Raw genomic sequence first — 14,824 nt, forward strand, 5'->3', positions numbered from 1 at the left:
AATCTCACCCGATAATAATTCTCATTAACAATGGAGGTTACGGTGTCCGCTTCAACCGTATTTAAGTTAAGCCCACTTACCATCGCCCTTTTCGTCGCTTCCCAAGTGACTTACGCCAACGATGACATGGAAGTGATGGAGGTGCTAGGCCACACTCCGGAAGGAATCGATATTACGATTGACTCCGATCAGCTCGCCAAATCGCAGGCACAAGATCTGAATGACATTTTCCGTAAAGATGCAGAAATTAGTGTTGGTGGCTCTTCTGGCGTTTCTCAAAAGATCTATGTCCGCGGTCTGGAAGATACCATGCTGAATGTGTCTATCGACGGCGCGGAACAATCCGGTAACCTATTCCATCACCAAGGTCGATTATCTATCGAGCCTGAACTGCTCAAGCAAGTTGATGTTAGTGCGGGAGCAGGACGAGCAACAGATGGCCCCGGAGCATTGGGTGGCGCTATAAAGTTCACCACTAAAGACGCACATGACCTCCTTACTGCAGGTGAAACCTACGGCGCTATGCTCAAAGGCGGTTACTACACCAATAATGAAGGTTACAAAGTTTCGGCAAGTTTGTATGGAGAAGTCGCCGATCAGCTTGGCCTACTTGCATCATTTGGTTACGTCGACGGGGATAACATCGAAGACGGCAAAGGCCAGGAACAGCCGTACACTGCGTTAGAACAGCAAGTTGCGCTCCTTAAGCTATCCGGTCAACTCAACGACGAACACTACCTCTCGGTAAGCTACGACTATCGTAACGACGATGGCCGTCGCTTAAATCGCCCCCACTTCCAACCAAGCTTTAAAAATGCGCCTCTCGATCAAGAAACCGATCGTTCTACTTTTACGCTTAACCACAAATATAACGCAAGCGACCTTTTCAATCTCGACACCACTTTCTACTACACCGATAGCCGCTTAGCTCATAAAGATCACCCTCGCTGGGGCACCAGTGATGGCTCAATTCAAACGTCCGGCATAAAGATCTTCAATACGAGCAAATTAACAGGCCATACCTTGGTTTACGGTTTGGATTACAAGAAAGACAAATCTGAGTTTGAAACCAACTACGATGGTAAAAAGAACGATGAGGAGAAAGGCACCGTTTACGGCTTGTTTGTTCAAGATGATTGGATGCTAACAGAAACCATCATTCTTACCGCTGGCGCTCGTTATGACTGGTATGAGCTTACTGATAACATGGAGCAAGACTTCGATTCGAGCGGCTTTAGCCCTAACGTGGGTATTAATTACAATGCATTGGAAGGTTTGAACCTATTTGCTAGTTATGCAGAAGCGTTTCGTGGCCAACAAATCAAAGAACTGTTTGTTATCGACTACCGCGAAAACGACCCAAATCGTAAGCCTGAAGAAGCACGTAACTTAGAGCTAGGAGCAAATTACCAATACGATGATTTCTTCGCTGGCATCACATTCTTTGATAGTACAATCAAAGACGTGGTAACAAACCAAGGCGCCGTTTATACCAACGTTGGTGACCTAGATAACCAAGGTATTACCGCTTACTTAGGTTATGCAATTGCTGATGTCTCTGCTCGCTTGAGCTACAACCAATCTCGTCCAGAACTTAACGGAACTCCACTATCAGATGAAGACTCAACGCTGGGCACATCTATCGGCGACACTTGGGTTCTTGACCTCATTTACCAACCAATGGAGTCACTAGAGTTTGGCTGGAATGCTCGATTTGTTGAGCGCTTAACTGATGTAGCGGATCCAACCGTTCACCCAGAAAAGCCGGGCTATGGTGTGCATGATGTTTACGCATATTGGATGCCTATTGCAGACGAAGAGTTATCTCTGACGCTGTCTGTTAAGAATGTATTCGACAAATACTACTTTGACCACGCATCGTACATGGCATACATCGGCAGTCCTGTCGCTCAAGGTTATGCAAGCCCTGGGCGAGACTTCCGCTTTAACGTCACTTACGCGTTCTAGTATTGGTCGACAAAGCCGCTTTTTATCGAACAATACCAACTCAAAAATCGGAGCGAATTGCTCCGATTTTTGGTATTTAGCGGCGTATTTTGCTTTAATTAACGCAAATTCAATTTACTCAAAATAACTCAATGAATTTACGTTTGATTTTTATACTCTGCATCGCCACCTTATTCGCGGGCTGTGCAACTTACGCTGGGCTGAACTACGACCAACTGTTCGGTTCACAACAAGTACGTGAGCGAACGGCAACCATCGACACACCGCAAGCCGATTTCTTTCAACATGATGTTAAACCCATAGTAGATAACCGCTGTGTGGTCTGTCATGCCTGCTACGACGCCCCTTGTCAGTTAAAACTCTCTTCCGTAGAAGGCATAGACCGCGGCGCTAGCAAAGCCTTGGTTTACGAAGGTACACGCTTAACCGCTGCTGCCCCAACTCGCTTATTTGAAGATGCACAAACCACTCAAGAGTGGCGTGATGCTGGCTTTCATCCTGTGCTCAACGAGCGTGAGCAGAGCATGGCAGCTAATATGGACGCAGGTTTGATTGCACGTATGCTGCAACAAAAAGAACGCCATCCATTACCAGACCAAGTTCAATTAGAAGGTTTTGATTTCTCCATCGATCGCGAACAAACATGTCCTACCATTGAAGAGTATGATCAATACGAGCGCGATAACCCAACATGGGGAATGCCTTTTGGTATGCCTAACTTAACGGCGGCAGAATATAAAACCCTGATGCTATGGTTGGAAAATGGCGCCATCATGAATGCGCATATACCACTGACAGAACAACAACAAACAGAGATAGATAAGTACGAAGCATTACTGAACAAAAGCTCTCGTAAAAATCAACTTGCCGCTCGCTACATATACGAACACCTTTTCTTATCTCACCTATTCTTCTCTGAGTTGGATGGCGAACAGCCGCGTTTCTTTACCTTAGTTCGCTCTGCTACACCGCCGGGTCAGCCAGTAAAACGTATTACGACTCGTCGCCCATATGATGATCCGAAGGTTGAGCGTGTCTACTACCGCATCATTCCAGAGCAAGGCACTATCGTCGATAAAACGCACATGCCATTTGCGCTCAATGAACAGCGTATCGAGAATTGGAAAAAATGGTTCATCGATGCGGATTATGAGGTAGCACAACTACCGAGCTATGAGCCTGAAATTGCGGCGAACCCAATGACGGCTTTCATTGATTTGCCTGTGAAGTCTCGCTTCAAATTTATGTTGGACAACGCTCAGAACACCATCATGGCTTACATCAAAGGTCCGGTATGTCGAGGACAGTTGGCGTTAAACGTGATTAATGACCGCTTTTGGGTATTCTTCCTAGACCCAGACAAAGCCGACATCCCTGAAGTGAACGAGTTCTACCGCTCGCAAGCGGCCAATTTAAAGCTACCGGGAGAGCTTGAGAGTAATACGGTGCCCGTGACTAACTGGGTTAAATACTCACGCCAACAAGCGCGTTACCTAGAAGCAAAATCTGACTTCATCAACAAATGGTTTAAGAACGGTGAACACCTTTCTACGGACGTAATTTGGGATGGCAACGGCACCAACCCCAATGCTGCGCTTACCGTATTCCGTCACTTTGATAGCGCATCGGTGGTACAAGGCTTAGTTGGTGAGCAGCCTAAAACCGCTTGGGTATTGGACTATGCCCTCCTAGAGCGTATTCACTACCTGCTCGTTGCTGGTTTCGATGTTTACGGTAACTTTGGCCACCAATTGATCACTCGTATGTTTATGGACTTCTTACGTCTGGAAGGGGAAAGTAACTTCATCGCCCTACTTCCTGCGGATATGCGTCACCAAGAACATTCAAGCTGGTACCAAGATCAACCTCGCCAGTTAAGTGATTTCTTGCAACGCAATGTCGCTCCATTTAGTCAGCCAACTAGCGTCGTCTACCATACTGACGATCCTAAGTCAGAGCTATTGGATATTCTACGTAAGCAAGTTTCACCTATCCTGCTGCCACGCTACGACATCATCGATACGGCGCTGACAGTAGAAAGCGAACAGCAATTGGCGAGTATCAACCAAGTTCGTGGAGAAGGATTAAAAACCGTTCCGCAAATCACCATGCTGATGGTTCGCAGTGAATCTGGGAAAGATGAGCTGTTTACCCTTCTTCACAATAATGCGCACATCAACATTTCGAGCCTATTTAATGAAGAGAGCAACCGTGACTTTGCCAACGATGATATGACCATCGTTCGAGGAGTCGTTGGTAGCTATCCGGCGGCATTTTTCTCGATCGAAGAAGATCAAGTAAAAGAATTTGTCGATCAATTTAGCACCCTAAAGTCAGAGAGTGATTACGTTAAGTTACTGGATAATTTTGCGATTCGCCGAAGCTCAGAAAAGTTCTGGCCATTTAGCGATCGAATCCACGCTTGGTATCGTACAAAACAACCGATCGAATTTGGTTTACTTGACTATAATCGTTTTGAGAATCGTTGATGATTTAAGGGGGTTCTCATGGGTATCCGAGACAACATTGCCGCTCTCGAGCAACAGATATACGTTGCTTGCTCAGAGGGGGATTACGACACGGTCAACATGTTAGAGCACCAACTCGAATACTTGCGTGGCAGAGTTGAACATCCATTTGAAGATGATCCTTATGCCCTAGACACTCGGTTTGAGTGGGAAGACGACATGACCGAATAGAAAAAAACCTCCGGCGCAAACCGGAGGTTTTTGTTTATGGTTCAAGCAGTAAGCCTGTGAAGAGCTTATTGCGCCATCAAATTATCCAAAGCAATCACTGACTCACTCACTTGTGTTTTTAACGCGTTGTGATGCTCTGTGTATGCCTCCAGCGACTCCGCTGCAACCTCAATACTCTGACATGTGTTCATTAAAGCCGTTAAACCTAAACTACCTGCGCTGCCTTTCAGTTTGTGGGCTAGATCTTTTACCGCTCGGCTCTCACCATTTTCCGCTGAAGCTTCCATTTGGCTTAATACATCAGCACTGGTTTGTCGGAACAAATCGATGATGTGCAGCATCTTCTCTCTGCCCAAAAACTTCATGTCTGATTGAATCACATTCGGGTTGATGATTACCATCGCTGGCTCCTCTGCTATTGGGTCTGTTATGACTAACATTTCATTGTTATTCGTTGTTGTCGTTGTCTCATCTTGAAGAACGCACTCTTGAGGTAGTAAGAGCTGTTTGCCATCCAACATGTCTTGAATGAGCGCCGCAAGCGCTTCTTTTTCCATTGGCTTCGGTAAATAACCGTCAAAGCCTGCGGCTAAGTAGCTTTCCACTTCTTCAGCAAATACATGAGCAGAAACCGCGACCATTGGCGTTGGAGCCAATGCTTTGTCGGCCGGCTTATTACGCTCTATGCGTTTGAGGCTGTGGATTAAATCAGCACCGTTACAATCTGGCAAGTTGATATCAACCAAAGCGATGTCGAAATCATGCTTGTCAATGATCTGCTCCGCTTCTAGGCCATTTTCTGCCATCGTAACTTCATGCCCCATGCTCTCTAAAAAGCCTTCCGCCACCACGCGGTTAACAGGGTTATCTTCTACAAGTAGGACTTTTGCACGAACCTTACAACGGGCATTTGCAATAGTTACGGTTTCTACTGGCTCGCTTTCTTCTAGGGGAATAGAGAACCAGAAGCGGCTACCGTGACCTTCTTCCGAATCCACATCCAAACAACCACCCATGGCTTGAATGATGCGACGGCTGATCGCAAGACCTAAGCCAGTGCCACCAGTTTGGTTCATCCCACCTTCCGCTTGGGTAAAGGCATCAAATAACGTTTTCTGATCTCTCTTGGCAATGCCAATACCGGTGTCAGACACTTCAAACAGAACTTGTGACTCATCTTCTGGGTTAAGGCTAACGTAGATATCAATCTCACCTTCTTCAGTGAATTTAATCGCGTTTCCAACCAAATTGCTTAAGACTTGGTTGATTCGCGTAACGTCTCCTTTCCAGTAACGGCCGACGTCACTTTCAATATGGTAAGAGAACAATAGCTTCTTCTCTTGTGCCTTTCCGTTCATCAATTGGAAGGTATCTTCCACCATCTGATGCAAGTCGAAACCTAAGCTGCGGATCTCCAAGTGTCCGGCTTCGATTTTCGAGTAATCCAATACGTCATTCAAAATGGCTAACAAGGTTTTACCACTGCGGTTGATGATTTCCGCGTAGCGTTTTTGCATTGGATTCAAACCAGAGTCAATCAGTAGACGGGCAGTTCCCAACACCCCATTCATTGGCGTACGAATTTCGTGGCTCATCGTCGCAAGGAAAGCAGATTTCGCCCGGCTAGCTTGTTCCGCTTGTTTGCGCGCTTTGGCGTGGTTTAACACCTCTTCGTTCAAACGACGGTTTGCTTGTTTCAACTGGGATGTACGTTGCTCAACCAGCTCTTCCAAGTGCTCCTTGTGCTCTTCCAGCTCACGTTTGGCTTTCGCCTCGCCTTCGGCGACAACTTTTAGTGCTTGTGCCGTGTTACGTGCCGTGATGATCGCTTGCCCCATATGTGCCAGCTCATCTTTGCCTTTTACTTCTAGCTCGACCGCAAGGTTACCTTGGGCAACAGACAGTAGCGCAGATGAGTACTCTGCTAAACGCTTCACTACAGAGACATAAACAACGCGCCAAAGAATGATTACGACGATGATAAGGCCAATGATAGAAATCACCGTCAGAGACCACTGCGCGAACTTCAAGGTGCTGGTCAGTTGGTCAACAGCAACGCGCGTGGTCTGGTTAGAGTCATCCACCAGCTTATTCACCGTACCATTCAACTCAGAGAAAAGCTCAAGCGTTTTTTGCATTAACTCTTGCGACTGTTCATTGTTCTCATACTGTTGAAGCAAGATGGTGAACACGACTTGGCGTTTACCAAGATCAGTGAGCAACTGGCTCATTTGTTCTGAGCGAGTTGGGTCTTCTACCGCAAGCACACGACGCTTCATGATCTTGAGATTATCTTCAAACGCCGTTTGGATTTGTTGAATACGGTCGACGTTGGTGAGCGTGCGGGCTTCTTCAATCTGGTTGAGCATTTTAAACGCCAACAAATGCAGTTCATGCAGTCGTTCAGTTAGGTCTAAGTCGACTTCAACTAACGCATCCAGTGCTTGATACACTTGGGCTTTCTTGTTGGATTCCAACAGGTCATAGATATGGGTAACGTTAGCAACCGCAATCGTACTGGTGTTTTGTACTTGAGTACGTGTTAACTGTTCTAACTCTTCGCTCAACAAACGCATTTCCTCAACGCGAGTGTCGATCTCTTTGGTTAGCCACAATTTACGTTCTACTGTGACGCCGAGCTCCGCTAGGTTGTTAATCACGTTCTGGACGTTATTCTCTAGCGCTTCAAGAAGCTGAGCATCAAAAGATTCGCCACCCAACTCTTTAATGTGCGTCAGCAGTGACTCAAGTTGATCGAACAGGACGCGTCCCGCCTCTTTACGCTCTTGTTCATTTTGCGCATTCGACAACATTTGCACCGATGAAATAATACGGGTACTGAGCTCTGATACTTGTCGAGCTTCTATCATTGCCGGAATGGCAGAGTCCACGACGTTCCTTTCTGTTTTTGCCACCAGAGAGAACCCTGATACACCGATTAACGCTGATAACATCACCAACATTGCCATAGCAATGAAGGACAACAACAGTTTACGACCGATGCTTGCGGTAGCTAGCAACATATTTTCCTGACCTTAATATTCGTGTTCGGCGACATATTACGTTATATTTTGCAGTGTTTACTTAATCTATGCCAACGAACTTCATTTCATGGTTATAAATCAGCGTCCATATCGCACAATTTTCGCACATTCTACACTCGCATTGTCACTTTTCGCTTCAGTGCCAAGCTTTGCTGCAGAAAAAATCTGTGCCATTTACCCTCATTTAAAGGATTCATACTGGCTATCAGTAAACTATGGAATGGTTTCCGAAGCGGAAAAACTCGGTGTTGACCTACGCGTTCTCGAAGCTGGGGGATATCCGAACAAAACCCGTCAAGAGCAACAACTTGCTTTGTGTACCCAATGGGGCGCCGATGCAATCATTCTCGGGACGGTCGATCCGCAAGCCTACGAGCACAACCTTAAAAACTGGGTTGGCAATACTCCAGTTTTTGCCACCGTTAACCAGCTTGAACTCGACAAAGAACAAACCAAACTGCTGAAAGGCGTAGTTGGTGTTGATTGGTACTGGATGGGCTACGAAGCTGGCAAATACTTAGCAGAAAAGCACCCTAAGGGCTCAGGTAAAACCAATATTGCTCTACTGCTTGGCCCAAGAACTCGCGGCGGTACAAAACCTGTAACGACAGGGTTTTATGAAGCCATCAAAGACAGCGACATTAACATCGTTGACTCTTACTGGGCCGACAACGACAAGGAGTTACAGCGTAACCTAGTTCAGCGCGTGATTGATATGGGCGACATCGACTATATCGTTGGTAGTGCCGTTGCTATCGAGGCCGCCATCAGTGAACTGCGCAGTGCGGGCAAGGCCAAAGACATTGGTCTGGTTTCTGTGTACCTCAGCCACGGTGTTTATCGCGGCCTACTTCGTCATAAAGTGCTGTTCGCTCCAACTGACAAAATGGTTGAGCAAGGACGCCTTTCTGTGATGCAAGCAACGCACTATTTGCGCCACGAACCGTATGAAGAACACGCATCCCCAGTGATCAAACCGTTGACACCAAAGACGCTTCATGACGACACAATTGAAGAATCGTTATCTCCGTCAGAATATAGGCCGACTTTCAGCGTTAAGGCTGTTGATTGATTGGCAAAAAATGTGTTCTATTTGATGGTAGTGAATTTAAGATCATTAAAGATGGAAATAACTTAATGCAAAAAACAACTCGTACCATGCCAGCACACAAGCATGTGGCATTGGTTGCCCACGATAACTGCAAACCAGAACTGCTTCGTTGGGTAAAAGAGAATAAAGAAAAGCTACAAAGCCACTTCTTGTACGCGACCGGCACAACGGGCCATATGCTAAGCAAAGAAACTGGCCTTGCTATCAAGAGCATGATCAGCGGCCCAATGGGCGGCGACCAACAACTTGGCGCGTTAATTTCTGAAGGCAATATCGACGTACTGGTCTTCTTCTGGGATCCACTTAATGCTGTTCCACATGATCCAGATGTGAAAGCCCTGCTTCGTATTGCGAGTGTTTGGAACATTCCTGTGGCGACAAACCGTGCAACCGCTAAGTTCCTATTCAATTCTCCACTGATCGACCAAGAAGTGGATATTGAAGTACCAGACTACGATGCATACCTAGCAGAACGCACTTAATTTCGATTAGCAGCTCTGTCAGTAGCAAATAACACAAAGGCGATACTCAGTATCGCCTTTGTTGCAATTAAGTCACGGGTAGATTTTATCTTGAAGTTACGATTGGATAATCGCCGTTTACCAACTCTTGCACAAACGCCGAACCTGCACCGGTATGGGTAATCCAAACTTTCTCTTTAGCACGCGTTAAAGCGACATAGAACAAACGACGCTCTTCGGCATACGGATATTTGTCTTTCGATTCACTCAACGCCCCATCGATATGCGCTTGCTTCTTCTTCGCTGGGAACTGGCCTTCATCCACCGATAGGATGATTACAAAGTCTGCTTCCCTACCCTTACTCGCATGGCAGGTCATAAAGCGAATCTCAAGTTTAGGGAATCGCTTCAACCAGTCATCATATAAATCAGGCTTGTGGTAATGGTTACGACCCAGTAGCAATACTGATTTGGTTTTCTTCGCCTGTTGGTTGAGCTGATCAAGAATCTTCTCAACTTGGTTGCTTGGTGCAGTATGCACGCTCTTCTGCTTACGTTGCTTATGACTGTTTAGAGTCTTTGGCAACTGAGATGGGTTCTCTTGGACGAAGGTATTTGCCACATCACCGATTTGGTTGTTGAAGCGGTACGTGGTGTCTAAATGATGCACGGTTGAGTGTGTGAATCGATCTTGGAAGCCCGTTGTGAGATCCACATCGGCCCCTGCAAACTGATAAATTGCCTGCCAATCATCGCCTACAGCAAACAAGGTTGCTCCCGCTTGCTTCTCTGTTGACTCACATAGCGCTTCAATAAGCGCTAAACGGTCAGGAGAGATATCTTGGTATTCATCCACCATAATAAAGCGCCAAGGCGAAATGTATTTCCCTTTCTTGACGTAATCCGTCGCTCGACTGATCATCGTTGGGAAATCCACCTGATTGGTCTCTTTTAGCATCTTTTGCCACGCACTAAAGCATGGCCAACACAGTGCAAGCTCACTGTTCAAGCGCGTATAGTCTTGGTGATTTACCAGCTTTTCTTGCACTTGCTTTTTAGTCAGGCCAACCGCAGCAAGCTGTGACAGTTGATTGTCTAGCCAAGCGATCAATTTCGGGTTTTCGGAGTGACTACCTAGCTCATCATCACCTTTCAAGTACGCAATCGGCCACTTATCTAAGTGCTTTTGCCAGCGCTTAAAGTTAGTCGGTGTCATCCAATGCTTCTTGAGCCAATCGATGCACCATGCTGTACGTTGATTGTCATCTAAAGCAAGTGGGCTGATTTCTACCGGCTGAGGTTCCACTTGGTTTAAAATGCGCAGACCAAGTTGGTGAAAAGTATTCACGCGAACGCCTTCTGCCGCCAAGCCCACTTTATCGACCAAGCGTTCTTTCATCTCTTTCGCAGCGTCACGACCAAAGGCCAGCATCAAAAGCTCTTCCGCTTGTGCTTGGTGACTTTGCAGTAAATACGCCACACGCGCCGTCAATACGCTTGTCTTACCGGAACCTGCCCCCGCTAAAACAAGGTTGTGATCATCATTGAGAAGCACGGCATGCTGCTGCGAGAGATTCAATGGTGAAGATTCAATCCGGCTAAATAGTACTTCCCAATTCGGGCGTTCATTCTCAAGCCACTCGTGATTTCGCTCGCTCAGCGTTTGAGAAGTCTCTGAAAGCCACGGTTCAATCTCAGCCATTCGCTTGGGCATTCGCATTTTCGCTTCCACCAAGCTGGTTTTGATTTCGACTAATTCACTGTTGAGTTGGTCGACCCAGGTTTGAACTTTTGAATGCGATAGATAAGCCGGAAGGTGTTTAAGTTGATACAACTCATCTTCCCACTTAGGAAGGTATTCCGCGAGTTTGCGGCACTGGGTATTGTGCCAATCTTGATATTGACGTACCGCTTCAACCGCAAACTTACGACAATGCGGCCAAGGCAAACCTTGAACGAGCCAACTTTGTTGCTTGCCATCTTGCTCATGAGCAAAGAACTGAAGAGAGCTCCAAAGTAGACCGCGTTTAACGCTCACTTTGCCATTCCAAATAGTAAATGGGATGTGTTCTTCACTACCCACTGAACTTAATAAAACACTGTTCTCTTTTATTTCGACTTGGTAATACTCATTTTGAATAAAAAACTGTGCTTTATTAGAGGCAGTAAGCTGCATGAAAGGTGCGCCTTTTGATATAGAAGTTCCAGTTTTATATCATTTTAGACGGTTAAATTGTAGCGATGGATGAGGCACAAATCGCCTTCTGTCGGTATTCTTAATTAAAAATCACATTACTGTTGAATTTGTGAACAACGATTATCTCTATCGCTCGCTATCGATGCGTTAAGTCAATGACAATTCTGTTGATTTCCTGAGCAAATGACGATTTTTATTAAATTAGGTCATAAACGCGCTATAGTGAGTTTGTTAAAATTCTCTCGTTTTCCACCGGCAACGAAAGGCGCATTGTGCAAGCTGCTTTAAAATTTCGCCTCTATTGGGCAAACAAAACCATCAACTACAGTATCCTGATCCTTATTACCTTATTAGGCGTCGTGATTCCTGCATGGTACTTTCAACAAAACTCATTGATCACGCCCCTCATCTTAGGTGTTATCGCGGCTGCATTGGCAGAGAGTGACGACAGCTTCACGGGAAGGGTCAAAGCACTGATTCTTACCTTTATCTGTTTCGCCGTCGCCGCTTTCTCGATTGAGATTCTCTTTGATACGCCATGGGCTTTTGCGGTCGGGCTGTTTGTCTCAACCTTTGGCTTTATCATGCTGGGTGCTATCGGCCCGAAATACGCCAGCATCGCGTTTGGATCGTTGCTGATCGCTATCTACACCATGCTCGGCGCTCATGAAAGTACCAACATTTGGTTTCAACCGCTCCTGCTTCTCACTGGTGCGGCTTGGTACTATTTCATGTCGATGATTTGGCAGATGTTCTGGCCACTTCAACCTGTTCAGCAAAGTCTTGCAACTGTATTCCTCCAAATCGCCAATTATCTCGATGCGAAGGCCAAGCTATTTCACCCAGTCACAAACTTAACGCCTCAGCCAATGCGTATCGAGGCAGCAAAGTTAAATGCGGCTACAGTGAACGCTCTCAACGCTTGTAAAGCAACGCTATTAAGCCGCTCTAAGCGTGGGCACATTGATGGCCCAAGTGACCGATTTTTGAATATCTATTTTATCGCACAAGATATCCACGAACGAGTTAGCTCAAGCCACTATCGTTACCAAGATTTGGCCACCGAATTCGAGCGCTCAGACGTTTTATTCCGTTTTAAGTACTTACTTGAGTCTCAAGCTCAGGCTTGTCGCGATATTGCTCAAGCGATTCGATTAGGGAACGAATACACCCACACTGACCAGTCGATTTTGGCGTTAGCCGAATTACAGAACTCATTGGGTTACCTGGAAGAGCAAGAACAAGCACACTGGAAGCGTCTTCTGAGTCAGTTGACCTACTTGTTCAATAACCTTGCGACCGTAGAGAAACAGCTTAGTAATATTAACAACCCAGATGCAGAGCGCTTGGAAGAAGATGTGCTAGATGATACAAACCCACATACGCTTAAAGCGATGTGGCAACGTATCTCAGCGAACTTACACAAAGATTCGATGCTGTTTCGTCATGCATTACGTATGTCGATTGCACTAACGGTGGGCTACGGGATCATCCAAGCCTTCGACATTGATCGTGGCTACTGGATTCTGCTTACCACGTTGTTTGTTTGCCAACCAAACTATAGTGCGACAAGACAAAAGCTCACAGCGCGTGTAATAGGCACATTGGCGGGCTTACTGATTGGTGTGCCGCTTCTTACTTTCTTCCCTTCACAAGAAAGCCAACTGGTGTTTATTGTGGTTTCTGGGGTGATGTTCTTTGCTTTCCGAATCAACAACTACGGCTATGCGACGGGTTTTATCACTCTATTAGTGCTTTTCCTGTTCAACCAACTGGGCGAAGGTTATGCGGTAGTACTTCCTCGCCTTGCAGATACACTGATTGGCTGTGTGCTGGCCGTTGGCGCGGTCATGGTCATTCTGCCCGATTGGCAATCAAAACGTTTACACAAGGTCATGTCAGATGCGATAGATGCAAACAAACAGTATCTGGGTCAAATCATTGGCCAGTACCGAATTGGTAAGAAAGATAACTTAAGTTACCGAATCGCCCGTCGACAGGCACACAATAACGATGCAAACCTTTCTTCCGCGATCAGTACGATGCTGGCAGAACCTGGTAAGTATCGAACCGCCGTGGATGAGAGTTTTCGCTTCTTAACGCTTAACCATGCCATGCTCAGCTACATCTCTGCTCTTGGCGCACACCGCACAAGAATAGAAGATGAGGCCATCCATCAATTGGTGCTTGATGCACACCGTTGTATCCACCAGCATTTAGATGTGCTTCACCAACAATTACATCAACATTGTGAAGAATGCGATTTATCCTCAATTAACGATACGAACTTGGAGCAGCGCTTGAATGAATGGCGCGACGAGGACGATCATTCAGCTCGAATGGTACTTCAGCAATTGCATCTTATTTATCGCATGCTTCCGGAGTTACATTCGCTCGCCTCTAAGTTTGCCGTTCGCGTGAACTAACTCAGCCTGTGGTCTCACTAAGACTATTGAACCGGCTTCGCATATTAAAGGGGTAGACTATGATTCTACCCCTTTATGATTACGGGACTTATTCATAAGAATATTCTTACACGTCACTTGATACCACCTGACATTTCTCGGACAAAAAATCACCATCCAAAACCTATTCTAACCATATTAGAACACTGTTTGATTGTGACCATGAAGGTCGCTGAGGTGGGTTAATGAAGGAGAAGCCCAAGAAACGTGAGGAGGTCGAGATGACTACTCAACAATTTAATGAGTTACGAAAGAAGATTAATGAGTTGACTGCTGCTCAGCTGAAATCACTACAAGGTGACATTAACCATTCTCTTCATAAAAAAGAAAGCCCTTTACTATCAAGTGAAGAACGCGAGATGCTGTCAAAACTGTTTGCTTAATCAAACATTGAGTAAAAGAACTTGCGCGAAATAACAACACTTCCTATGCTAACAAAAGCATAACAAGTGAGAGGATTAACATGCCAGTATCGGGAATTCAGTCCGGATATAATATGATTCAGCTGTCGCAGAAGATGGCTGAAGGTGCCGCGCATGAAATCCAACAAGACTTTGTTAAAGAAAACGATTTGACCTTCAATAAAGTGGATCTCGTCAAAGACAACGAGCTAGCGTTTAATAAGGTTGCCTCTGAATTACCAGCCAATCCAATCAAGCCTCTCGTCAATCTAACTCAAGCGGCAAGCTACAACCGTATCGGCGCCTCTGTTGTAGATAAGAACAACGAAGTGATTGGCAGCCTGCTCGATATCCACGTTTAGTCATTTCTTCACCTCTCATCATTTATCCAAGTTTATCCATTTCTTTGCTTCATTCGGCCACTTTCTACCCTCTTTCGTTGATTTATGAACCATCATTGCTAGTAGATGTACCGCTG

Annotated in this window: 10 protein-coding genes; 8 read left to right on the forward strand and 2 right to left on the reverse strand. The window is 45.8% G+C overall.

Features of this window, described 5'->3' with window-relative positions:
* Window positions 1-42: 42 nt before the first annotated feature.
* The 3 genes from KIO97_RS13550 (at window position 43) to KIO97_RS13560 (ending at window position 4,667) form a co-directional block, all read left to right on the forward strand.
* On the forward strand, window positions 43-1,968 hold the full coding sequence (locus KIO97_RS13550) for a TonB-dependent receptor domain-containing protein (RefSeq protein ID WP_285382961.1): 1,926 nt from the start codon (window positions 43-45) through the stop codon (window positions 1,966-1,968).
* A 131-nt stretch (window positions 1,969-2,099) separates the two neighbouring features.
* The gene (locus KIO97_RS13555; RefSeq protein ID WP_045403146.1) at window positions 2,100-4,457 is read left to right on the forward strand and encodes a fatty acid cis/trans isomerase; all 2,358 of its coding nucleotides are present in this window, start codon (window positions 2,100-2,102) and stop codon (window positions 4,455-4,457) included.
* Between the two features lie 18 nt (window positions 4,458-4,475).
* Complete coding sequence (locus tag KIO97_RS13560; protein ID WP_005431753.1) at window positions 4,476-4,667, forward strand: hypothetical protein; 192 nt, start codon at window positions 4,476-4,478, stop codon at window positions 4,665-4,667.
* A 65-nt stretch (window positions 4,668-4,732) separates the two neighbouring features.
* On the opposite strand, the gene torS is transcribed toward KIO97_RS13560, so the two are convergent.
* A complete protein-coding gene (gene torS, locus KIO97_RS13565) occupies window positions 4,733-7,690 on the reverse strand; it encodes a TMAO reductase system sensor histidine kinase/response regulator TorS (RefSeq protein ID WP_285382963.1) in 2,958 nt (985 codons plus the stop codon).
* Between the two features lie 64 nt (window positions 7,691-7,754).
* Here torS and torT point away from each other — a divergent pair, with 64 nt between their 5' ends.
* Window positions 7,755-8,783, forward strand: a complete 1,029-nt coding sequence (torT, locus tag KIO97_RS13570) for a TMAO reductase system periplasmic protein TorT (RefSeq protein ID WP_285383166.1) — start codon at window positions 7,755-7,757, stop codon at window positions 8,781-8,783.
* 65 nt (window positions 8,784-8,848) lie between these two features.
* Window positions 8,849-9,304, forward strand: coding sequence for a methylglyoxal synthase (locus KIO97_RS13575; RefSeq protein ID WP_005431754.1), 456 nt, complete (start codon window positions 8,849-8,851; stop codon window positions 9,302-9,304).
* Window positions 9,305-9,389: 85 nt separating this feature from the next.
* Here the strand turns inward: KIO97_RS13575 and helD are convergent, their stop codons facing one another.
* Window positions 9,390-11,459: a DNA helicase IV gene (gene helD / locus KIO97_RS13580; protein ID WP_005431813.1), complete on the reverse strand. Its 2,070-nt coding sequence runs from the start codon at window positions 11,457-11,459 to the stop codon at window positions 9,390-9,392.
* Window positions 11,460-11,752: 293 nt separating this feature from the next.
* On the opposite strand from helD, the gene yccS reads away from it, so the two are divergent.
* The 3 genes from yccS to KIO97_RS13595 all read left to right on the forward strand — a co-directional run bounded on the left by yccS (window position 11,753) and on the right by KIO97_RS13595 (window position 14,708).
* The gene (yccS, locus tag KIO97_RS13585; protein ID WP_285382965.1) at window positions 11,753-13,906 is read left to right on the forward strand and encodes a YccS family putative transporter; all 2,154 of its coding nucleotides are present in this window, start codon (window positions 11,753-11,755) and stop codon (window positions 13,904-13,906) included.
* Window positions 13,907-14,166: 260 nt separating this feature from the next.
* Window positions 14,167-14,328, forward strand: coding sequence for a hypothetical protein (locus KIO97_RS13590; protein WP_005431757.1), 162 nt, complete (start codon window positions 14,167-14,169; stop codon window positions 14,326-14,328).
* Between the two features lie 113 nt (window positions 14,329-14,441).
* Window positions 14,442-14,708: a hypothetical protein gene (locus tag KIO97_RS13595; RefSeq protein ID WP_285382968.1), complete on the forward strand. Its 267-nt coding sequence runs from the start codon at window positions 14,442-14,444 to the stop codon at window positions 14,706-14,708.
* Window positions 14,709-14,824: the final 116 nt, after the last annotated feature.

The organism is Vibrio sp. B181a (genome assembly GCF_030248375.1).
In the GTDB taxonomy this organism is placed as follows: Bacteria; Pseudomonadota; Gammaproteobacteria; order Enterobacterales; family Vibrionaceae; genus Vibrio; species Vibrio campbellii.